The organism is Roseateles sp. NT4, assembly GCF_051857475.1.
In the GTDB taxonomy this organism is placed as follows: Bacteria; Pseudomonadota; Gammaproteobacteria; order Burkholderiales; family Burkholderiaceae_C; genus Pelomonas.
Window position 1 is genome coordinate 417,701 of record NZ_JBPZGZ010000003.1, and the last position, 19,894, is coordinate 437,594.

22 protein-coding genes are annotated in these 19,894 nt (G+C 68.0%); 9 read left to right on the plus strand and 13 right to left on the minus strand.

Features of this window, described 5'->3' with window-relative positions; genetic code table 11:
* Positions 1-7: 7 nt before the first annotated feature.
* The 9 genes from gspD to gspG form a co-directional block, all read right to left on the minus strand.
* Positions 8-2,242: a type II secretion system secretin GspD gene (gene gspD / locus ACS5PN_RS20825; RefSeq protein WP_439465927.1), complete on the minus strand. Its 2,235-nt coding sequence runs from the start codon at positions 2,240-2,242 to the stop codon at positions 8-10.
* A gap of 2 nt (positions 2,243-2,244) precedes the next feature.
* Positions 2,245-3,132, minus strand: coding sequence for a type II secretion system protein N (gene gspN, locus ACS5PN_RS20830; RefSeq protein WP_439465928.1), 888 nt, complete (start codon positions 3,130-3,132; stop codon positions 2,245-2,247).
* Complete coding sequence (gspM, locus tag ACS5PN_RS20835; protein WP_439465929.1) at positions 3,132-3,656, minus strand: type II secretion system protein GspM; 525 nt, start codon at positions 3,654-3,656, stop codon at positions 3,132-3,134. Before gspM ends, gspN begins: the two co-directional genes overlap by 1 nt.
* A complete protein-coding gene (gspL, locus tag ACS5PN_RS20840) occupies positions 3,656-4,903 on the minus strand; it encodes a type II secretion system protein GspL (RefSeq protein ID WP_439465930.1) in 1,248 nt (415 codons plus the stop codon). The genes gspM and gspL overlap by 1 nt, the downstream gene beginning before the upstream one ends.
* Positions 4,904-5,006: 103 nt before the next feature.
* Entirely contained in the window at positions 5,007-6,083 is a 1,077-nt protein-coding gene (gene gspK / locus ACS5PN_RS20845; RefSeq protein ID WP_439465931.1) for a type II secretion system minor pseudopilin GspK, read from the minus strand.
* Positions 6,084-6,157: 74 nt separating this feature from the next.
* Entirely contained in the window at positions 6,158-6,784 is a 627-nt protein-coding gene (locus ACS5PN_RS20850) for a PulJ/GspJ family protein (RefSeq protein ID WP_439465932.1), read from the minus strand.
* Positions 6,785-6,786: 2 nt separating this feature from the next.
* The gene (gene gspI / locus ACS5PN_RS20855) at positions 6,787-7,146 is read right to left on the minus strand and encodes a type II secretion system minor pseudopilin GspI (RefSeq protein ID WP_439465933.1); all 360 of its coding nucleotides are present in this window, start codon (positions 7,144-7,146) and stop codon (positions 6,787-6,789) included.
* The gene (locus ACS5PN_RS20860) at positions 7,143-7,622 is read right to left on the minus strand and encodes a pilus assembly FimT family protein (protein ID WP_439465934.1); all 480 of its coding nucleotides are present in this window, start codon (positions 7,620-7,622) and stop codon (positions 7,143-7,145) included. The genes gspI and ACS5PN_RS20860 overlap by 4 nt, the downstream gene beginning before the upstream one ends.
* The gene (gene gspG, locus ACS5PN_RS20865) at positions 7,594-8,016 is read right to left on the minus strand and encodes a type II secretion system major pseudopilin GspG (protein WP_439465935.1); all 423 of its coding nucleotides are present in this window, start codon (positions 8,014-8,016) and stop codon (positions 7,594-7,596) included. The genes ACS5PN_RS20860 and gspG overlap by 29 nt, the downstream gene beginning before the upstream one ends.
* A gap of 53 nt (positions 8,017-8,069) precedes the next feature.
* Between gspG and ACS5PN_RS20870 the strand changes: the two genes are divergently transcribed.
* Positions 8,070-8,702: a hypothetical protein gene (locus ACS5PN_RS20870; protein ID WP_439465936.1), complete on the plus strand. Its 633-nt coding sequence runs from the start codon at positions 8,070-8,072 to the stop codon at positions 8,700-8,702.
* 7 nt (positions 8,703-8,709) lie between these two features.
* Here the strand turns inward: ACS5PN_RS20870 and ACS5PN_RS20875 are convergent, their stop codons facing one another.
* Positions 8,710-9,783: a nicotinate-nucleotide--dimethylbenzimidazole phosphoribosyltransferase gene (locus ACS5PN_RS20875; protein ID WP_439465937.1), complete on the minus strand. Its 1,074-nt coding sequence runs from the start codon at positions 9,781-9,783 to the stop codon at positions 8,710-8,712.
* 32 nt (positions 9,784-9,815) lie between these two features.
* Positions 9,816-11,396, minus strand: a complete 1,581-nt coding sequence (gene ilvA / locus ACS5PN_RS20880) for a threonine ammonia-lyase, biosynthetic (protein ID WP_439465938.1) — start codon at positions 11,394-11,396, stop codon at positions 9,816-9,818.
* 242 nt (positions 11,397-11,638) lie between these two features.
* On the opposite strand from ilvA, the gene ACS5PN_RS20885 reads away from it, so the two are divergent.
* Positions 11,639-12,070 carry an OsmC family protein gene (locus ACS5PN_RS20885; RefSeq protein ID WP_439466385.1) on the plus strand — a complete coding sequence of 144 codons (432 nt, stop codon included), beginning with the start codon at positions 11,639-11,641 and terminating at the stop codon, positions 12,068-12,070.
* An 11-nt stretch (positions 12,071-12,081) separates the two neighbouring features.
* On the opposite strand, the gene coq7 is transcribed toward ACS5PN_RS20885, so the two are convergent.
* Positions 12,082-12,744: a 2-polyprenyl-3-methyl-6-methoxy-1,4-benzoquinone monooxygenase gene (gene coq7 / locus ACS5PN_RS20890; RefSeq protein WP_439465939.1), complete on the minus strand. Its 663-nt coding sequence runs from the start codon at positions 12,742-12,744 to the stop codon at positions 12,082-12,084.
* Positions 12,745-12,938: 194 nt separating this feature from the next.
* Between coq7 and ACS5PN_RS20895 the strand changes: the two genes are divergently transcribed.
* The 6 genes from ACS5PN_RS20895 (at position 12,939) to ACS5PN_RS20920 (ending at position 19,413) form a co-directional block, all read left to right on the plus strand.
* On the plus strand, positions 12,939-13,961 hold the full coding sequence (locus ACS5PN_RS20895; RefSeq protein ID WP_439465940.1) for a porin: 1,023 nt from the start codon (positions 12,939-12,941) through the stop codon (positions 13,959-13,961).
* Between the two features lie 187 nt (positions 13,962-14,148).
* Positions 14,149-15,354 carry a porin gene (locus ACS5PN_RS20900; RefSeq protein WP_439465941.1) on the plus strand — a complete coding sequence of 402 codons (1,206 nt, stop codon included), beginning with the start codon at positions 14,149-14,151 and terminating at the stop codon, positions 15,352-15,354.
* 165 nt (positions 15,355-15,519) lie between these two features.
* Positions 15,520-16,497 (plus strand): ABC transporter permease, encoded by a 978-nt coding sequence (locus ACS5PN_RS20905; protein ID WP_439465942.1) that lies wholly within the window; start codon positions 15,520-15,522, stop codon positions 16,495-16,497.
* Between the two features lie 2 nt (positions 16,498-16,499).
* Positions 16,500-17,444, plus strand: coding sequence for an ABC transporter permease (locus ACS5PN_RS20910; protein ID WP_439465943.1), 945 nt, complete (start codon positions 16,500-16,502; stop codon positions 17,442-17,444).
* The gene (locus ACS5PN_RS20915; RefSeq protein WP_439465944.1) at positions 17,441-18,421 is read left to right on the plus strand and encodes an ABC transporter ATP-binding protein; all 981 of its coding nucleotides are present in this window, start codon (positions 17,441-17,443) and stop codon (positions 18,419-18,421) included. The genes ACS5PN_RS20910 and ACS5PN_RS20915 overlap by 4 nt, the downstream gene beginning before the upstream one ends.
* Positions 18,418-19,413, plus strand: a complete 996-nt coding sequence (locus ACS5PN_RS20920; protein ID WP_439465945.1) for an ABC transporter ATP-binding protein — start codon at positions 18,418-18,420, stop codon at positions 19,411-19,413. The genes ACS5PN_RS20915 and ACS5PN_RS20920 overlap by 4 nt, the downstream gene beginning before the upstream one ends.
* On the opposite strand, the gene lptM is transcribed toward ACS5PN_RS20920, so the two are convergent.
* The gene (gene lptM, locus ACS5PN_RS20925) at positions 19,410-19,547 is read right to left on the minus strand and encodes an LPS translocon maturation chaperone LptM (RefSeq protein WP_439465946.1); all 138 of its coding nucleotides are present in this window, start codon (positions 19,545-19,547) and stop codon (positions 19,410-19,412) included. The genes ACS5PN_RS20920 and lptM overlap by 4 nt on opposite strands.
* Before the next feature lie 11 nt (positions 19,548-19,558).
* On the opposite strand from lptM, the gene cyaY reads away from it, so the two are divergent.
* Positions 19,559-19,891 (plus strand): iron donor protein CyaY, encoded by a 333-nt coding sequence (gene cyaY / locus ACS5PN_RS20930; protein ID WP_439465947.1) that lies wholly within the window; start codon positions 19,559-19,561, stop codon positions 19,889-19,891.
* Positions 19,892-19,894 lie beyond the last annotated feature (3 nt).

Consider the following 19,894-nt stretch of genomic DNA (forward strand, 5'->3'; position numbering starts at 1 on the left):
GGCTCGCTTACTGCGTCGACTGCTGTTGCTGGGGCGGCGTCTGCAGCGAGGGCTGCGGCAGGGCCTTGTTGGGCGGCGCAATCTTGGGTTCGGGCAGCACTGGCGCGCCGGTGTCGGGCAGCACCAGGCTCTTCTGCGGCTGGCTGTTCTGCTGCACGCCGCGGATGCTCTCGTAGCGGTCCAGCGTCAGCTGGTTGGCGCCTTCGGCGTTGCGCATGACGACGGGGCGCAGGAAGACCATCAGATTGGTCTTCACGCGCTTGCGGTTCTTGCTGCTGAAGAGGTTGCCGATCAGCGGGATCTTGGACAGGCCCGGCACGCCGTCGTCGCCGTCGGTGTATTCGTCCTTCAGCAGCCCGCCGAGCACGATGATGTCGCCGTCGTCGACGACGACCGAGGTCTCGATGGCGCTCTTGTCCAGCGTCGGCCCGGTGGTGCTGTTGGAGCCCGGCACCACGGAGGAGTTCTCCTGGTAGACCACCATGCGCACCGTGCCGCCTTCGCCGATCTGGCTCTTGATCTTCAGCGTCAGGCCGACGTCCTTGCGGTCCACGGTCGTGAAGGGATTGACCGTGCCGCCTGTCGAGGCGCCGCTGCTGGCATAGGAGCCCGTCACGAAGGGCACGTTCTGGCCGATGACGATGCGGGCTTCCTCGTTGTCCAGGGCCACCAGATTGGGCGTGGACAGCACGTTGGCACCGCTCTGGCTCTCGAAGAAGTTGGCGACCGCGCCCAGGGTGTAGAAGTCGCCGACCTTCTTCAGGATGCCGATGTTCAGGCCCGTGGGCGCCGTGCCCGAGCTCAGCGCCGTGCCCACGCCGCCGCGGCCGGTCGACACGGCCACCGTGCCATTGATGATGTTGGCCAGGCCGGAGCCGAAGTTGGTGCCGGCGCCGGTGATGGTGCTGTCGCCCTTGTTGCCGAACAGGTTCTGCCACTGCACACCGAACTGGGCGGCCTTGGTGTTGTCGATCTTGACGATCAGCGACTCGACGTAGACCTGGGCGCGGCGCGAATCGAGCTGCTCGATGACGGCGCGCACCTGGCGGTACAGCGGCTCGGCCGCCGTGATGATCAGCGAGTTGGTCGACGGGTCGGCCTGCACGAAGCCGCCGGTGGACGGGCCGGCCGATTGCGTCAGCGGCGTCGTCGCCGCGGCCGAGGTCATGCCGCCGGTGTTGCTGTTGTTGGCGTTGCCGCCGGTCAGCGAATTCGAGGCGCCCGTCAGCGAGCCGCTGCCGCTGAGGCTGGACGTGCCCGAGGAGCTGCCGCTGTTGCTGTTGCCCGAGGCGGCCGCACCGAAGGCCGCGCGCAGCACGGTGGCCAGCTTGGTGGCGTCGGCGTTCTTCAGGTAGACGACACGGATGGTGTTGCCGCCGCTGTCGGCGCTGGGCTGGTCCAGCTTGTCGACCATGGCGCGCACGGCGGCCAGGCGGGCCGGGTTGCTGGCGCGCAGGATGAGGCCGTTGGAGCGCGGGTCGACCAGCACGTTGACGGCGCTGCTGCTCTGGCCCGGCACGGCCGCGCCCACGGCGCCGCCGCCATCGGCCAGGCGCTGCACCAGCGGCGCCAGGTCAGCCGCCACGGAATTCTTCAGCGGCACGATCTCGATGTCGCTGGTGCCCGGCGTGTCCATGGCCGCGATGATCTTGGCGATGCGCTGCAGGTTGTCCGCGTAGTCGGTGATGACCAGGCTGTTGTTGCCGGGGTTGGCGTTGATGGTGTTGTTGGGCGTGATCAGCGGGCGCAGCACGGCGACGAGGTTGTTGGCGTTCTCGTGCTGGATGCGAAAGATCTGCGTCAGGATCTGGTCGCCGCGCGCGTTGGTCGTCTCCACCACGACGGTGCCTGCCTGCTGCTTGGCCTCGGGTTCTGGCAGCACCTTGAGCAGGCCGCCCACTTCGACGACCGTGAAGCCCAGGCCGCGCAGGGCGGCGAGATAGTTCAGATAGGCATCGCGCACCGACACCGGCTGCTCGCTGTAGACCGTGATCGTGCCCTTGACGCGCGGGTCGATGATGATCTGGCGGTCCAGCATGACGCCGATGGCACGGGTCACGGCCTCGATGTCGGCGTTGACGAAGTTCAGCGTGACCGGCGAGCTGGCCTTGACGGCCGGACCCTTGCCCGAGCCCGGGCGGCCGCGCTGCACCGTGGCGCTGTCGGGCTGGGCCTGGGTGGTGCCGGTGACCAGCAGCGTCGCGCTGATCGCGACGGCAACGGCGTTGCGTGGGAGATTCATGATCATCCGATCGTCAAGACGGAGCGCGCCCCTTGGCGGCGCCCGATGATATTCAGCAGGTTGTTCAGCGCTTCTTCGCGGCCCGGCGCGGCGCCGGCCTCACCGACGAAGCGGCTCTTGCCGCCGGTGTTCAGCGTGCCGGCACCCGAGAGCTGCAGCGCGCCTTCCAGCGTGGACAGGCGCATCGTGCTGACCCCGGGGTTGGCCGTGTCGGCCGTCACCGTGAAGCGATAGCTGCCCAGCGGCGCGACGGTGGACACGCGCGAGGACAGGTTGAGCAGGTCCAGCTGCAGCTCGCCAAACTGACGCCAGCGGCCCTGCACCGACTCCAGCTTCAGCTCGCGCGCCGACAGGCGCAGCGAGCCGCCCAGCTGCAGCGTGTTCCAGGGCGTGCCCAGGCCCGCGAGCAGGCCGGCGGGCAGGCGGGCCAGCCAGTCGGACTGGTTGTCGACGCTGATCTCCATGCGGCCCAGGCCGGGCTTGATGCCCAGCAGCAGGTCGCCGTTGATGCAGCAATCCTGGCGCGCCGCGAGCTGCAGGCCCAGGCCTTTCAAGCTCATGCGCCAGTGCAGCCGGCCGGGCAGGGCGGAAGCGTCGCGGCTGCCGGCGCCGCCGGTCAGCACCAGCACGCCCGAGCCGTTCCAGACGCTGCCGCGCGTGTCGACGATGAGCAGGTGGTCGTTGGTGGCCGAGGCCAGCGTGCGTGCCAGCCAACTGGCCGGAGCGAAGACGATGAGGGCGGCGAGCACGCCGACCAGGGCACCCGCCACGCTCCAGCGCAGCGGCGTGCGGTGGCGCACGGCCCGGCCGCCAGCAGCGTTGCCACTGCCCAGCACCGAGTCGCTCAGCTGCTGCGTGGTGTGACCGCTTCTTTTGCCGAACCAGGCCATCAGGCACCTCCCAGGCTCAGCACCAGGGTGCCGGAATAGCCCTTGGGGCCACGGGTCAACTGGGCTTCGACGGTGCGGGCCCGCGCGGCGGCGCGCACCTCACCCAGCCAGCCCTGCAGCAATTCGGGGGCGACGCCGTTGAGGCTGACGACGGCACGATCGCCGGTCAGGCTCAGGCGGGCGGCCGGGCCCAGATGTTCGACGGAGGCCTTCAGCGCCGCCTGCGCCTGGTCCGGCGGAACCGGTGTTGCGGCGCGCAGGGATTGCGCCTCCTGGGCCTGGGCCTGCATCTGCTGCAACTGCAGTTCGAGCCTTTCGAGCTCGGCAGGTGCCGTCTTCAGCGTGCGCAGGGCCGGTGCGAGCAGCAGGCTCCAGGCCACGAGCAGGCCGAGCAGCACGCCGACGGCGCCGAGGGCCAGGCGTTCGCGCTCGCCCAGGGCCTGCCACTGCGCCAGGGCCTGGGCCTTGGCCTGTTGGTACTGGGCAGCGAGGCCGTCGCCGCCGCTGGAATTGAAACGGGCCATCAGCTGCGTCCTTGGGCGCTGGCGCGGCTGATGGTCAGCTTGCCTTCGCTGGCGTCCAGCTGCCAGCCTTCGCTGCGCAACTGGTTGCGGAAGTTGTCGATCTGGGGCTGGGCCCAGCCCTGGCCCGACACCGTCAGGCGGCCGGGCTCGAAGGCCAGGGCCTCGGTGGGCGGTCGGTCGGCCGGCCAGGCGGTAGCGGCGGCCGCCAGCAGGGCTTCGAGGTCCTGCTCGCCGACGCTGCCGGCGCTGGCGCGCAGCAGGTCGAGCTGTTTCTGCATCTGCACCGGCGCATCGAGGACGGCGCGCACCTGCGGGAAGGCGGTGGTCAGCGTCGTCGTGACGGCCTCGCGGCGCGCTGCGACTTCGCGGTGCTGATGCCAGGCCCAGAGGTTGAGCCCCAGCAATTGCACCACCAGCAGGGCTGCCAGGCCGTAGCGCACCGGCTGCCAGGGCTTGCGCATCAGCCCGCGAGTGACGAGGCGCAAGGCGCGCACACCCCGGGCGCGCGGCGCGAGTTCGAACTGGCGCAGATTCCAGGCGCTGTCGACGACGGCGAGGGCGCGTTGGGCGGGGGTCTGCACGGTGACGGTGGTGCCCAGCCAGCGCTCGGCGGCGGTGGCGACGCCGGGCGTCGCCGTCCATTGCGCCGCGTGCACGAGGCCGGGTGGGAAGAACTGGCGGGCCAGGCCGCCGTCCAGCGGCAGGGTCGCGACGCCTTCGGTGTGGCTCCAGCGCAGCGCGATGCCAGTGCCGTTGGCTTCATGGAAATGCCCGCGCGCCAGTTCGTCGGGCCAGGACAGGGGCGCGACGCGGTCGATGAAGACCTGGGCCGCCTCGAGCTGGGCCAGATGATCGGCCAGCCAGGGGCGTGACGTGATGGCGACCCAGGCCGTATCGCCGCCGAGCGCATCGGGCTCCAGCGCGAAATGCAGGGTGTCGGGGTCGTCCAGCAGGGCCTCTTCAAGCTTGCCGGCCAGGGCCGCACGCATCTGGCGGCCGGCGCGCGGCAGCTCGACGCGGCGCCAGCTGACCTCGGATTCGCCCACCAGGGCGATGACGCTGTCCGCAGCGGGCAGCCCGGCCGGCGCAGCGCGACCCTCGGCCGTGATCTGGCGGCCGTCCGACGTCAGCGCATAGTCGTATTCGCGCCCCGCGTCGGTGCGTGGCAGCTCGGCCGCGGCAGGCGCGGCTTTGCCCAGGGCGCGCAGGCGCGTCCTTGGCGGCAGGAACAGCAGCAGGGTGCTCATGGGGCAATCAGGGGGCGGCGCATTCTAGGAGGGGGCGACGACCTTCCCGGCTGGCGCGCGGGGCTGGCGGTGAAGATGTGTAGCCGGGTTCAAGTTCAAGGAATCACCGATCCAGCAGCTGGTTGATGCGCTCACGGGCCAGCACGACCATGTTCGAGCCCTGGCGCTCGATCAGCGAACGCTGCTCGAGCTGGCGCTCGTCCAGGCGCAGCCGGCCGGTGACGATGAAATAGGACGAGTTCACCGACGCACGGTCGGTGCCGAACTCGACGCTGGCGGGCAGGAACTTCTTGGCGTCGTCCACGGCCTGCAGCGGCTGGGCCTTGCGGCCCTGCACCAGGCGCTCGGCGGAAGCGAGGTCGACGCCGTCAAACAGCGCGGCGATGACTTCGCGCGGCGCGGTGTTCAGGTTGACCGGTGTGGCCTTGGGCAGCAGCACCACATAGGGCTGCAGACGCTTGATGGTGGCTTCGTCCACTCCCAGCCAGGCGAGCTGGTCGATGCCGGCGGGCCGCAGCGGACCGGATTCGCTGATGGCCGTCTGGCTTGCCGGCGTGCCGGGAGCGCTGGCACCACTGGCCGCCTGGGCCGGGAAGGCCGTCCGCAGGCCGTTGATGATGAGGGTGGCCGTGTTCGGCGCGGCGTTGACCTGGTTGCACAGGCGCTCCAGCACGCGCTGCTCGACCTCCGGCACCTTGGGGCCGGTCAGCAGGGCCTGCAGGTTGTAGCGGCTCTGGGCGTCCTCGATATTGCCGGACAGAAAGGCTTCGGGGCCGTCGTCATCGCTGGCCGCGCTCTTGTCCGCGGCCAGGAAGGTGGAGAGGCGCGCCTCGGCCAGCGGCACGGCCCAGGGCTCGCCGAGGTGATCGATCTTCGCGCCGCCATTGCGGTTGCCGCCGGCGTCCTCCTTCAGGATCAGCCGGGCCCAATCCAGCGCCCCCTGCAGGATCCAAGCGCTCTGGGCGCGGGCGCGGTCGGCGGCCTCGATCTGCACGGCGCGGTACTGCTGCCAGACCATGCCGGCGGCCAGGCTGGCGATCAGCGTGACGATGATCATGGCGGTCAGCAGGGCCGCGCCTTTCTGCTCTGCCCCTCGCCCAGTCCCGCAGCGCTGGACGCGCGCGAACCTGGTCCGTCCCCCGAGGGGACGGCGATGCTCGCGGCATCGAGCCGCGAGCACACGCCCAAGCGGGCCGGCTCGGGAGCGGCCCAGCGCTCGGCCCGGAACCGCAAACTGAACTGAACGCGGCGGACTCATCGGACCGTCACCTCGAGCTCGCGTGTCAGCGTGCCGGCCAGTCCGCTGCCCGGGGCGAACTGCATGGCCACGCGCAGGCCGGCGGGCGTCTGGGTGGGCGTCTTGCTGTTGACCGGCCCGTTGTTGCTGCTGTTGGCGTCACCGCCGGTGGACTGGCAGTTGCTCCAGGCATTGCCCCAGTAGCAATAGAACTGCCAGCCGGCCACGCCGTCGAAGGCGCGCAGGGCCGGGTTGCGCTGGGCCAGCTGCTGCAGGCCGCGCTGGCGCTGGTTTTCCAGGTCCTGCACGGTGCGCTGGGCCGGGCTCTCCCAGCGCCACAGGCTGCCCTCGCGCAGGCTCCAGACGACGACCTGCAGGCCGGTCGGCGCCTGGCGGGTCAGCACGAGATTGCCGCCGTCGAAGGCGATCGGCGCGACGATGCTGTGGCTGTCCTGCAGCGCGCGCAGGTCGACCTCCCACTGCGCCAGCACGGTCTGCAGCCGGGCCGTCTGGGCCAGGTGGGCCTGGGCGATCTCGCGGCTCCTGACCAGGGCGTCGATGCCGCGCCAGGCCATGGCCGCCATCGTCGCCATGACGACGAGGGCGACGAGGACCTCGACAAGGGTGAAGCCGCGTCCCTTCACGATCAGAACTTCCCCATGATGGTGGAGAGGGTGAGTACCGGTCGGCCCTGGTCGTCGACGACGTCGGCATCGACGCGGCGGAACAGCGGGTTGGGCGTGGGGCTGACCTTGAGCTTGCCGGTGTAGGCGCGACCGAGCTGTTCGCAGCCGAAGGGCGATTCGCCGATGTCCGGGAATTGCTGGGTCAGGCGCAGCTCGGTCAGCAGGTTCTCGGCGCACCACTGGCCCGCGCTGACCAGGGCGAGACGCTCGGCGTTGTTGCCCAGGGATCCGGCGGCCTTGATGCCGGCGCCCAGCGCAATGGCGACGATGACGAGGGCGACGAGGACCTCGATCAGCGTGAAGCCGCGTTCTTGCTTCATGGGGGGGTGACGACGTCGAAGGCGGCGAGACCGTCGGTCGCCAGCACCAGGTGCTGGCTGCCGAGTTGCAGGCGCAGGCGCTGGGCCGGGATGAGGGGCTCGGGTCCGAGGCTCAGGCCAGGATTGGCGGCGGTCGCGTTCTCGATGGTCACGGCGACGGGCTCGCCCAGCCAGCGCGTGGGCAGCTGGATGGTGCGCGGCAGGCCTTCGAAGCGGAAGTCGTCGCCGGTCTTGATGCCCTTGGGAATCCAGCGCACGGCCAGGCCGGAGGCGCGGCTTTCGGCACGCGCCGTCTCCAGCAAGGCGGCCAGGCGCTGGGCCTCGCGTTGCAGCTGCAACTCCATCGGATCGCGCAGCGCTGCCGTGATGGTGGCGCTGGTGATGGCAATCAGCGCAACGACAACCAGCAGCTCTATCAGTGTGAAGCCGCGGGCCGTACGGCGCGGCTTATTGCCAGGAGCCAATGTCGGCGTCACGACCCTCGCCGCCGGGGCGGCCGTCGGCGCCAAAGCTGTAGACATCGATCTCGCCCTTCACGCCGGGGTTGGCGTATTGGTAGGGGTGGCCCCAGGGGTCGTTGGGGAGCTTGTCGAGATAGGGCTTCCAATTCGACGGCGGCGTACCGGCGGTGGGCTTGTGCACGAGGGCGTCCAGGCCCTGTTCAGAACTCGGATAGCGCTGGTTGTCGAGCTTGTAGACCTTGAGCTGCTGCATCAGCATGTTGACGTCGGTGCGGGCGGCGGTGACGCGTGCATCGTCGGCGCGATCCAGCACATTGGGCACGACGAGGGCCGCGAGCACGCCGATGATGACGAGCACGACCAGCAGTTCGATCAGCGTGAAGCCGCGGGCAAGAGAGGAACGGCGCATGTCTGGGAGCGTGGGAGCGCTGGGCAGCGGTGAGCGGGCCATCATAATGGGCCATGCTTGCTCGAACGATGTCGTTTACGGTGTGGCTGCTGCTGGGCGGCTCGGTGGCTTATTGGAGCCTGCAGTTGCTTGCCAAGCCCTTGCCCATGCCGGCTTCGGTGCTGTCGGCCGGCGAGTCGCGCGGCGGCTCGGTCGACCTGGGCCGCCTGCTCGGCGTGACGGCGGCGGAAGCGACGCCCGAGCCTGAGGCGCCAGCTTCCACGCGGCTGCGTCTGCTGGGTGTGGTTGCGCCCAAGAACGCCAAGGCGGCCGAGGCCGGCGAGGGGGTGGCGCTGATCGAGGTGGATGGCGTGGCGCGCACGGTGCGCGTCGGCGCCCCGGTCGATGGCGAGTTGCTGCTGTTGAGGGTGGATGCACGCAGCGCCAGCCTGGGCCGCCTGGGCCAGGCGCCCAGCCAGACGCTGCAGATCGCTCCACCGGCGGCCGCGGCCACGGGCGCCCTGGCGCCGGCAGCGCCCTCACCGGTGGTGCTGGGCGGCAATCCGAATCCTCCGCCCAACAGTGCGCCGGGCGTGCCGCTGCGCGCCAATGTGCCGCCGCCGGTGCAGGCCACCATGCCTTCGGTCTACGGTGCGCCGCCGGCGCAACCGTCGTCACAGGCGCGCGGCGAGGACCTGCAGCGCTGAGCCGATTTCAGGCGCCCAGCGTCGGCACGTGAGTGCCGGGTTCGGGACGCGATGCGACGCGCGCTTCGGCGACCTCATGCAGGTCGGTCAGCAGGGCCGCCGCCGCGCGGATCATGGGCCAGGCCAGCGCCGCACCGGTGCCGTCGGCGCTGTCCATGCCGAGTTCCAGCAGCGCGGAGGCGTGGAACAGCGAGAGGGCTTCGTCCAGGCCGCGGTGCACATGGCTGCGGCAGAACACCGCGTAGTCCGTCACCGGGGCGCAGATCAATGATGCGAGCTTGAGGGCCGCGCAGGCGGCGATGCCGTCCACGATGATGAGGCTGCGCTTGCTGGCGGCTACCAGCATGGCGCCGACCATGACGGCAATCTCGTGGCCGCCGAAGGCCGCGAGGATGTCCATGGGTTCCTTGGCCTCGCGGTGGCGGGCCAGGGCACCTTGCAGCACGTCCAGCAGATGAACCAGGTCGTCCTGGCGCATGGTCGGGCCGGAGACGATGAAGTCGCGTACCGATTGCTCTGAGAGTCGCGCCAGGATGAGGGCGGCACATTCGGACGAGCCCTGGCCCATGCCCGCGCAGGCCAGCACGTTGCCGGGCAGGTTGTCGGCGATCTCCATGCCGACGCGTACGCCGGCGTGGGCCTGCTCGACGCTCATGGCGTTGGCGGTGCGGGCGTTGCGCGTGCTGTGGGCCACCTTGCGCGCCAGCAGGCGGGCGTGCGGCGGCAGGTTCTCGGCCACGCCGCAGTCGACGACGGTCAGGTGCAGGCCTTGCAGCCGGGCAAAGACCGACACCGGCAGCTGGGCGTGCAGGGCCATCTGGATCTGGTCCTTGGTGGGGCGACCCCATTGGGCGCCGACGCCGTCGACCACGATGCCATGGTCGGACGCGAACAGGCCGAGTACCGGGTCGCGGAAGCGCGGCGTCAGGCTGTTTTGCACGAGCCCGAGGCGCACGGCCAGCGGTTCCAGTTCACCGAGGCCGCCGGCGATGGCCGAGCGCCGGTCGACGCGGTCGCGCAGGGCTTTTTCCAGCTCGGGATTGGCGGTGGGGGAGATCAGCGACTGTTGGGCAACGGTCATGGCGCAGGCGTTGTCAGACCCCGCATTTCAACTCAACCGAGGAACAAGCGGTAGACCGGATTGGAGGTTTCGTCTTCGAAGGGGTAGTTCAGACCGTCGAGAAACTCGCGCAACGCGCCCGCGTCACCCTTGGGAACCTGGATGCCGACGAGGATGCGGCCGTAGTCGGCGCCCTGGTTGCGGTAATGGAAGAGGCTGATGTTCCAGTCCGGGTGCATGCTGGACAGGAAGCGCATCAGCGCGCCCGGCCGCTCGGGGAAGATGAAGCGGTAGAGGCGCTCATGCCGGGCCAGCTCGCTGCGGCCGCCCACCATGTGGCGGACATGCTGCTTCGCCAGTTCGTCGTTGGTCAGGTCCAGGGTCTCGAAGCCGGCCTTCGTGAAGGTGCGGGCCAGTTTGGCGGCCTCGTCGGGCTTGGAGATGGCGATGCCGACGAAGATGTGGGCGACGTCCGAATCGGCGATGCGGTAGTTGAACTCCGTGACGCTGCGCGGGCCGAGCAGCTCGCAGAAGCGCTTGAAGCTGCCGCGCGCCTCGGGGATGGTGACGGCGAACAGGGCTTCGCGCTGCTCGCCGACCTCGGCCCGCTCGGCGACGAAGCGCAGGCGGTCGAAGTTCATGTTGGCGCCGCAGGTGATGGCGATCAGCGTCTGGCCTTTGGCACCGGTTCTGGCGGCGTACTGCTTGACGGCGGCGACGCTCATGGCGCCGGAGGGTTCCAGGATGGAGCGGGTGTCCTCGAAGACGTCCTTGATGGCGGCGCAGACGGCGTCGGTGTCGACAACGATGTAGTCGTCCACCAGCTCGCGGGCGATGCGGAAGGTCTCCTCGCCGACCAGCTTGACGGCCGTACCGTCGGCGAACAGGCCGACGTCGGTCAGCGTGACGCGCTTGCCGGCCTTGACCGAGCGCAGCATGGCGTCGGAGTCGGTGGTCTGCACGCCGATGATCTTGATCTCGGGGCGCAAGGCCTTCACATAGGCCGCGACGCCCGAGATGAGGCCGCCGCCGCCGATGGCGACGAAGATGGCATCGATGGGGCCGGGATGCTGGCGCAGCAGCTCCATGGCGATGGTGCCCTGGCCGGCGATGACGTCGGGGTCGTCGAAGGGATGGACGAAGGTCAGGCCCTGCGCACTTTCCAACTCCTTGGCGTGGCCGTAGGCGTCGGTGAAGCTCTCACCGAACAGCACGACCTCGCCACCATGGCCGCGCACGGCGTCGACCTTGACCTGGGGCGTGGTCACCGGCATCACGATGACGGCGCGGCAGCCCAGCTTCTTGGCGGAAAGCGCCACGCCCTGGGCATGATTGCCGGCCGAGGCGCAGATGACGCCGGCGGCGCGCTGCTCGGCCGACAGATGCGCCATCTTGTTGTAGGCGCCGCGCAGCTTGAAGCTGAAGACGTCCTGCTCGTCCTCACGCTTGAGCCAGACCTTGTTGGACAGGCGCTTGGACAGCTTGGCGGCGGCGTGGAGGTGGGTCTCGCGGGCGACGTCGTAGACCCGGGCGTTCAGAATTCGCTGCAGATAGCTGCTGCCGGGCGGCAGCATCGCGGGCACCTGGGGCGTCACCTTGGCGGCGGACGGGCGGCGTCGCGAAGGCGAGCTCATCGGGTCTCCAAACAGTCTTGTTGCGGCGCCGCATGATAGGGGAGACCCCTCATGCGGCGCCGCTGTCTGCCTTCGGCGAAAAAAAACCCGAGCTCTTGCAAGCTCGGGTTGAATCCACCATGGAGGCGGTGGAGGAGACAATCGGTGCGAAAACGTTTTCGCTTGGGTGGCAGTTTAGCGCCGAGTTATGCTGCGCTGCAATATTTTTCGTGAACGAATTGGAGCTTTGACTCTAGATGAGCATGGAATGCACGGTCAGTTGGCTGGGTCCCGAGGGCCCGAGTGGCATGAGCTTCGTTGCCGAGACCGGCAGCGGTCATGTGCTGTCCATGGATGGGGCCCCCGACGGGGGCGGGCGCAACCTGGCGCCGCGGCCGATGGAAACGGTGCTGGCAGGCACCGGCGGCTGCACCGCCTATGACGTGGTGCTCATCCTCAAGCGTGGCCGCCATGATGTGCGCGGCTGCAAGGTGACGCTGAAGGCCGAGCGGGCCACCAGCGATCCCAAGGTCTTCACGGCCATCCATTTCCACTTTGTCGTCAGCGGCAAGGGGCTGAAGTCAGAGATCGTCGAGCGCGCCGTGGCGTTGTCGCACGAGAAATACTGTTCCGCGACCGCCATGCTGGCCAAGACCTCGGCTATCAGCACCTCCTTCGAGATCGCTGAAGTCTGAGCCGGGTCTGATCAGACGCGGTGAGCCACGGTCGTCATGACCTTGGCCGCTGCCCGCATCAGATCCTGGATGGGCGCCGGCAGTGGCAGGGCCCCGGCCGCGAGGGCGGCTTCGGCATGCTCGGCTTCTTCGCGCTTCATCTGGTCGACGATGGCCCGCGACGCTTCGTCTTCTGCGGGAAGCAGGTCCAGATGCGAGGCCAGATGGGCTTCGACCTGGCGCTCGGTCTCGACGACGAAACCCAGGCTCCATTTGTCGCCCGCAAGCCCAGCGAGGCTGCCCCAGGCGAAGGCGCCTGCCCACCACAGCGGGGCCAGATGGCTGGTGTGCGTGCCAAGTTCGGCGATGCGATCGGCCGTCCAGGCGAGATGGTCGAGTTCCTCCTCCGCGGCGGTCTCGAAGTGCTGACGCAGGTCGTCGCTGCGGCTGAACAGGGCTTGCGACTGGTACAGGGCCTGGGCGCAGATTTCGCCGACATGGTTGACGCGCATCAGGGCTCCGGCCTCGCGCATCTGCTCGGGGCTCAGGCTTGGCGCATCAACGCCCGCCGCCGGCGACGGGCGCGCGGCGCGGGTGGGTGCAAAGACGGTGCGCAGGCCGGAATCCAGCGCGCTGAGCCAGCGGTCACTGAAACTGAGTTGGCGCGGATGAAGAGTGCTTGCAGGCGGATGCATTCAGTTAAGCAGTGTTGCTATGAAGAATTCGTGAACTAGGGGTGACGTTGTGGTCCAGCAACGGCAACACATAATTTCATATCCGTGAATTCCCGAGGGCCCCCAAGCTCTGGTGGAATACGCCCACTTCCTCACAGGAGGTGAGTCGCTGCGCTGTCCCAGCCCCGGCTCGGATGAATACCTAGGAGTATTGAATGAAAAAAGCTCTGATTGCCCTGGCCGTTCTGGGCCTGACTGGCGGCGCAGCCGTCGCGCAATCGTCTGTCACTCTGTTCGGCGTCCTCGATGCCGACGTGAAGTACGTCAAGACCGGCGGCCTCGCGATGAAGAAGCTGGACTCCAGTGGCTTGAACACCAGCCGTTTCGGCGTGCGCGGCACTGAAGACCTCGGTGGCGGCCTGAAGGCTGGCTTCTGGCTGGAATCCCAGGTGGATGTCGACACCGGCGTGGCCGGCGGCGGCAGCGCCTTTTGGGGCCGTCGCGCCACGGTGAGCCTGTCCGGCGACTTCGGTGAAGTGCGCCTGGGCCGCAACAAGACCGTCTCGCGCCTGCACATCGAAGACTTCGACCCGTCCGCATTCACCGGTCTGGGCAGCGTCAGCGTGCTGTACAGCAACCTGGGCAGCGGCAACGGCACCTCCTTCGGTCGCGCCGACAACCTCGCGTCTTACTCCCTGCCGAACAACATCGGCGGCTTCTACGGCGGCGTCGACGTGTCGGCCGGTGAAGGCGTGGGCACCAACAAGGGCCAGTCGGTCCGTCTGGGCTTCAAGCAGGGTCCCCTGCACGTGTCGGGCGCCTACGCCAGCACGTCCAATGCCGCTGACAGCGACAAGTTCAAGCTGGCCTCTATCGGCGGCGCTTACGACTTCGGCGTGGTCCGCCCGTCGCTGTCGTACACCGAGTCCAAGTACCTGGCGCGCAAGCAGAAGGTCCTGACGGCTTCGCTGACGGCTCCTCTGGGCCAAGGCCAGCTGTGGGGTTCCTACAGCCAAGCCAAGACCAGCGGCGAAGTCGGCTTCGCCACGGTCGGCACGCCCAAGCTGTTCGCCCTCGGCTACATCTACAACCTGTCCAAGCGTACCGCGCTGTACACGACGTTCGCCCAGCTCAAGAACGACGGTACGACCCGCTTCGCTCTGGGTGGCGCACCTGCCGCCACGGCCAACGGTCAAAAGTCGACCGGCTACGACGTCGGCGTCCGCCACAGCTTCTGATCCCACGCGGCCTGCGGGCCGCTGCGAATCAGCCAAGCCGCCTTCGGGCGGCTTTTCTTTTGGCCGTTAATTTGTCCCGTGGGAGACAGGGGAATTGCTGTGGGTAATCAACAACAGCCGCGGCGTTATGGCAGGGCGCTTCGCTGAGAATGAAAAGGTTCACTTTTCTTCGCAGGAGACAACCTTGATGAAAAAAGCCACTCTGGCAGTCGCCGCCCTGGCCGCTTGCACTTCTTCCGCTTGGGCCCAGTCCAGCGTGACCCTGTATGGCATCGTGGACGCTGCTGCGCGTTACACCAGCAATGCCAATCCGGGCGTCGCCAACAAGCAACTGATCCCTGGTGGCATGTCGCAGAGCCGTCTGGGTATCAATGTCACGGAAGACATGGGTGGCGGGCTCAAGGCCCTGGTGAACATGGAGCACCGCCTGAATTCGGACACGGGCGCTCCTTCGTCGGCCACCGACTTCTGGCGCCAGGCCTGGGTGGGCCTGCAATCTGCTGACCTCGGCCAGATCCGCCTCGGTCGCCAGTACAACATCCTGTTCGACGTCTACACGTCGACCTTCGCTTCCTTCCGCTACTCGCCCTATATCGAGGCTTACAAGCCCGAAATCGGCATGTCCATGACGGCTCGTCAGGACAATATGGTCAAGTACCTGGCCCAGTTCGGCAACGTCTTCATCGAAGGTCAGGTGAGCGCTGGCGAAGGCCAGTCCGGTGCCGCAGCTGCGCAACCGAACAAGACCATTGGCGGCCTGGTTCGCTACAACGACGGCAAGTTCGGCGCGGGTGGCGCCTACCTGCAGGCCACCGAGCAGACCGGCAAGAAGATCAAGGCCACGGTGCTGGGCGCGTCCTACACCGACGGTCCGCTGTATGTGCACGCCTCGTGGGGCGAGAACAAGTTTGAGAACCCCTTCACGCTGCTGAACCAGACCAGCGCGGCAGCTTTTGCGGCCTCCGCAGGCGCAGGCTCGCTGGCCAATATCGCGTTGACGACCCGTGGCGCTTACACCAGCGGCATCCTGGGCGCCAACATCTTCAACACCGACTCGGCCGACATCAAGAAGCGCACGATGATCATGTTCGGTGCGACGTATCAGCTGACCCCGCAGCTCAACATCGGCGCCAACGCCTGGCTGACCGAGCAGACCCACTACGGCACCATCCAGAACCTGGCCGTGCCTTTCCGCAACGCGCTGGGCTTCTCGACGGACGCCAACACCAAGTCGAAGGCTGACTTCTTCGCGGTTGTTCTGGACTACGCCTTCTCCAAGCGCACGGACGCCTACCTGGAAGCGGACTACACCAAGCTGAAGGGTGAAGTTCTGTTCCTGAACGGTGCCAGCAAGCGTGGCGGCGCCATGGTGGGCCTGCGTCACCGCTTCTGATGCTTTGCGGGGCCGGTCCCCGCTCGCATCCTGCCGACGGGCCGCGACAGCGGCCCGTTTTCATTGGTGCCTCAGCTAGGGCTTCCCCGGGGGGCTGAGGCCTTTGCGCTTAGACATGATCCCGCCTTCGCGCGGCACAGACGACGCGCCCGTTCAGAAGTCCTCATGCTGGTATTCATCCTTCGCCGTCTGGTCCAGGCTCTCGTCGTCATGCTGACGGTGGCCTTCATCGCCTTCATGCTGTTCCAGTACGTGGGCGACCCGGTCACCAATCTGCTGGGCCAGGACGCGACGGAAGAACAGCGCGTGGCGCTGCGCAAGGACCTGGGCCTGGATCAGCCCTTTCCGGTGCAATTCGCCCGCTTTGCCATCAATGCCGCTCAGGGCGAGTTCGGCATCAGCTTGCGCCAGGGTCGCAAGGTCTCCAGCCTCATCGTCGAACGCTTTCCGGCAACGCTGGAACTCGCCCTTGTGGCCGGCCTGATTGCTCTCGGGCTGGGCATTCCCCTGGGCGTCTTTGCCGCGTTGCGACGCGGCAAGGCGAGCGCCCAGTTGTTGATGACGGGCACCCTGTTTGGCGTCAGCCTGCCCAATTTCGTCATCGGCATCGTGCTGATCTGGGTCTTCGCCGTCGAGCTCAAATGGCTGCCGAGCTTCGGTCGCGGTGACGTGGTCGCCCTCGGCTCGTGGACCTCGGGCCTGCTGACGCGGGACGGCCTGCTGCACCTCATCCTGCCGGCATTCACGCTGTCGGCCTTCCAGCTGACGCTCATCATGCGCCTGGTGCGCGCCGAGATGCTGGAGGTGCTGCGCACCGACTACATCCGCTTTGCCCGCGCCCGCGGCCTGAGCAACCGCAGCGTCTATTTCGGCCATGCGCTGAAGAACACGCTGGTACCCGTCATCACCATCACCGGCCTGCAGCTCGGCTCGCTGATCGCGTTTGCCATCATCACCGAGCAGGTCTTCCAGTGGCCCGGCATGGGCCTGCTCTTCATCCAGGCCGTGCAGTTCGCCGACATCCCTGTCATGGCGGCCTATCTCTGCCTGATCTCGCTGATCTTCGTCGTCATCAACCTCGGCGTGGATTTGCTGTATTTCGCCGTCGACCCGCGCCTGCGTGTCGAAGGGAAGGCCCACTGACCATGGCCGTTGACGCCGATCCCAAACCCACCGCTTCGGCCTCGGCCCTGCGCGGTTTCTTCGACGGCGACGTCTGGTATTCCTTCCGGACTTCGCCGGTTGCGATGCTGGCCGCCGCCATCGCGTTGACCTGTCTGGTCTGTGCGCTGCTCGCCGAATTCGTGGCACCCCACAACCCCTTTGATCTTGCGACGCTGGAGCTGCTCGATTCGCTGAAGCCGCCGGCCTGGGTCGAAGGCGGCGAATCCAAGTACAGCCTCGGCACCGATGGTCAGGGCCGCGACATCCTGTCGGCCCTGATGTATGGCGCGCGCATCTCGCTGCTGGTGGGCATCGCCTCGGTGCTGCTGTCCATCCTGATCGGTGTCAGCCTCGGCCTGCTGGCCGGCTTCGTCGGCGGCCGCATCGATGCCTTCATCATGCGCCTGTGCGATGTGATGCTGTCCTTCCCGTCCATCCTGGTCGCGCTGATGATCAGCGGCATCGGGCGCAGCCTGTTCCCGCACGCGCCCGACATGCTGGCCTTCGTCGTGCTGGTGCTGGCCATCGCGCTGACGGGCTGGGTGCAATACGCCCGCACCGTGCGTGGCTCGACGCTGGTGGAGCGCAACAAGGAATACGTTCAGGCGGCCCGCGTCATCGGCGTCGGCTCGCTGCGCATCATGCGTCGCCATGTGCTGCCCAATGTGCTGGGCCCCGTGCTGGTGCTGGCCACCATCCAGATTGCCTCCGCCATCATCACCGAGGCGACCCTGTCCTTCCTCGGCGTCGGTGTACCGGCCACCAGCCCCTCCCTGGGCACGCTGATCCGCAACGGCAACGACTATCTGTTCTCGGGCGAGTGGTGGATCACCGCCTGGCCCAGCCTGACCCTGGTGCTGATCACCCTCAGCGTGAACCTGCTCGGCGACTGGCTGCGCGACGCCCTGAATCCCCGCCTGCGATGACTGCACCTCTGCTCGAAGTCAGCCACCTGCGGGTGGAGTTCCCGACCCGCCGCGGCACGCTGCTGGCGCTGGATGACATCTCCTTTTCCATCGCGCCGGGCGAGATCCTCGGCGTCGTCGGCGAATCCGGTGCCGGCAAGTCGCTGACGGGTGCCGCCATCATCGGCCTGCTCGATCCGCCGGGGCGCATTGCTGCCGGCGAGATCAAGCTGTCCGGCCGGCGCATCGATAACCTGCCGTACGCGCAGATGCGCCGCATCCGCGGCAAGGAGATCGGCGCCGTCTTCCAGGACCCGCTGACCTCGCTGAACCCGCTCTACACCGTCGGCCACCAGCTGACCGAGACGATCACGACCCACCTCGACCTGACCGCATCGCAGGCGCGCGCCCGCGCTATCGAGCTGCTCGCATCGACAGGCATTCCGGCGCCCGAGGCGCGCGTCGACCACTTCCCGCACCAGTTCTCGGGCGGCATGCGCCAGCGCGTCGTCATTGCGCTGGCCTTGGCTGCCAATCCCAAGCTCATCGTCGCCGACGAGCCGACCACGGCACTGGACGTGTCCATCCAGGCGCAGATCATTGCGCTGCTGAAGAAGGTCTGTCGCGAGCAGGGCGCGGCTGTCATGCTGGTCACCCACGACATGGGCGTCATCGCCGAGACCTGCGACCGCGTCGCCGTGATGTACGCCGGCCGTGTCGCCGAGATCGGCCCGGTGGCCGACGTCATCCACCGCCCGGCCCATCCCTACACGGTCGGCCTGATGGGCTCCATCCCGGCCATGGACGAGGACCGCGAGCGCCTGCTGCAGATCGACGGCGCCATGCCTCGTCTGACCGCCATCCCGCCCGGTTGTGCCTTCAACCCGCGCTGTCCGCGTGTCTTCGACCGCTGCCGCAGCGAGCGGCCCGAGCTGGCCGAGGTCGGTGCCACGAGCGCCGCCTGCTGGCGCCCCGTCACCGTGGAGGCTCCGCAATGAGCGCGCCCCTCGTCGAGGTCCAGGATCTCGCCAAGATCTTTGACGTCTCGCCGCCTTGGCTGAACCGCGTCGTCGAAGGCAAGCCCAAGGCCTTTGTGCATGCGGTGGACGGTGTGTCCTTCAGCATCGAACGCGGCAAGACGCTCGCCCTGGTCGGCGAAAGCGGCTGTGGCAAGAGCACGGTCGCGCGCCTGCTCGTCGGCCTGTATGGCGCGACACGCGGCGCGGTGCGCTTCGACGGTGAAGACATTGCCAAGACGCTGGCCGGCTCCGGGGCGTCCAAGCTGCGCCGGCGCATGCAGATGATCTTCCAGGATCCCTATGCCTCGCTGAATCCGCGCTGGAAGGTGCTGGACATCGTCGCCGAGCCGCTGCGTGAGCATGGCCTGCTGCGCGACAACGCCGAGGCACGCGTACGTGTGGCCGAACTGCTCAGCTCGGTGGGTCTGAACCCGGCGGACGCCGAAAAGTTTCCGCACCAGTTTTCCGGCGGCCAGCGCCAGCGCATCTCCATTGCGCGGGCGCTTGCGACCCAGCCCGAGTTCCTGGTCTGCGACGAGCCGACCTCGGCCCTGGACGTGTCGGTGCAGGCTCAGGTCCTCAACATCATGAAGGATCTGCAGCGCCAGCAGGGGCTGACCTATCTCTTCATCTCGCACAACCTGGCCGTCGTGCGTCATGTGGCCGACCAGGTCGGCGTCATGTACCTCGGCCGTCTCGTCGAGGTGTCTGACAAGGTCGAGCTGTTTGCGCGCCCGCGCCATCCCTACACGCGCATGCTGCTGGACGCGATTCCCGACATCCACATGACGGGCCGCGCCCGCACGCCGGTGCAGGGCGAGGTGCCCAATCCGCTGAATCCGCCCAGCGGCTGCAGCTTCCATCCGCGCTGCCCGCTGGCCAATGTGCGCTGCAAGGCCGAGCGGCCGGCGCTGCTGGAGATCAAGGGCGTGCGCGTGGCCTGCCACGCGGTGGAAGAGGGTCGGGCTTAACGCGACGGAGCGGATGCGGGCGCCGACGCGGCATCCGCCGGCTTGGGCAAGGTCAGCGGCCCTTTCTGCCCACAACCCATGAGGGCAACAAGGGTGATCAGCAGGGCACCTAAACTGACGGCAGTCTTCTTCATCCGCCCAGTTTATGTCCCTGTCCGACGCCGATTACCACGCCAAGGCCTATGCCCTGCTCGCCAGTATCGAGGAGCAGATCGATGCCTGGCTCGAGGCCGATGTGGTGGACATCGACACGCACCGCACCGGCGGCCTGCTGGAGCTCAGCTTGCCGGGTGGCAGCAAGATCGTGCTGAACACCCAGCCGCCGCTGCAGGAGCTCTGGCTGGCGGCGCGCTCGGGCGGCTACCACTTCAAGTGGGACGGCTCGCAGTGGGTGGACCGCGAAGGTCAGGAGTTCCTGGCGCGCCTCTCCCGGTGCGCGAGCGAACAGTCCGGCCAGGCGCTGAAGTTCAGCGCCTGACAG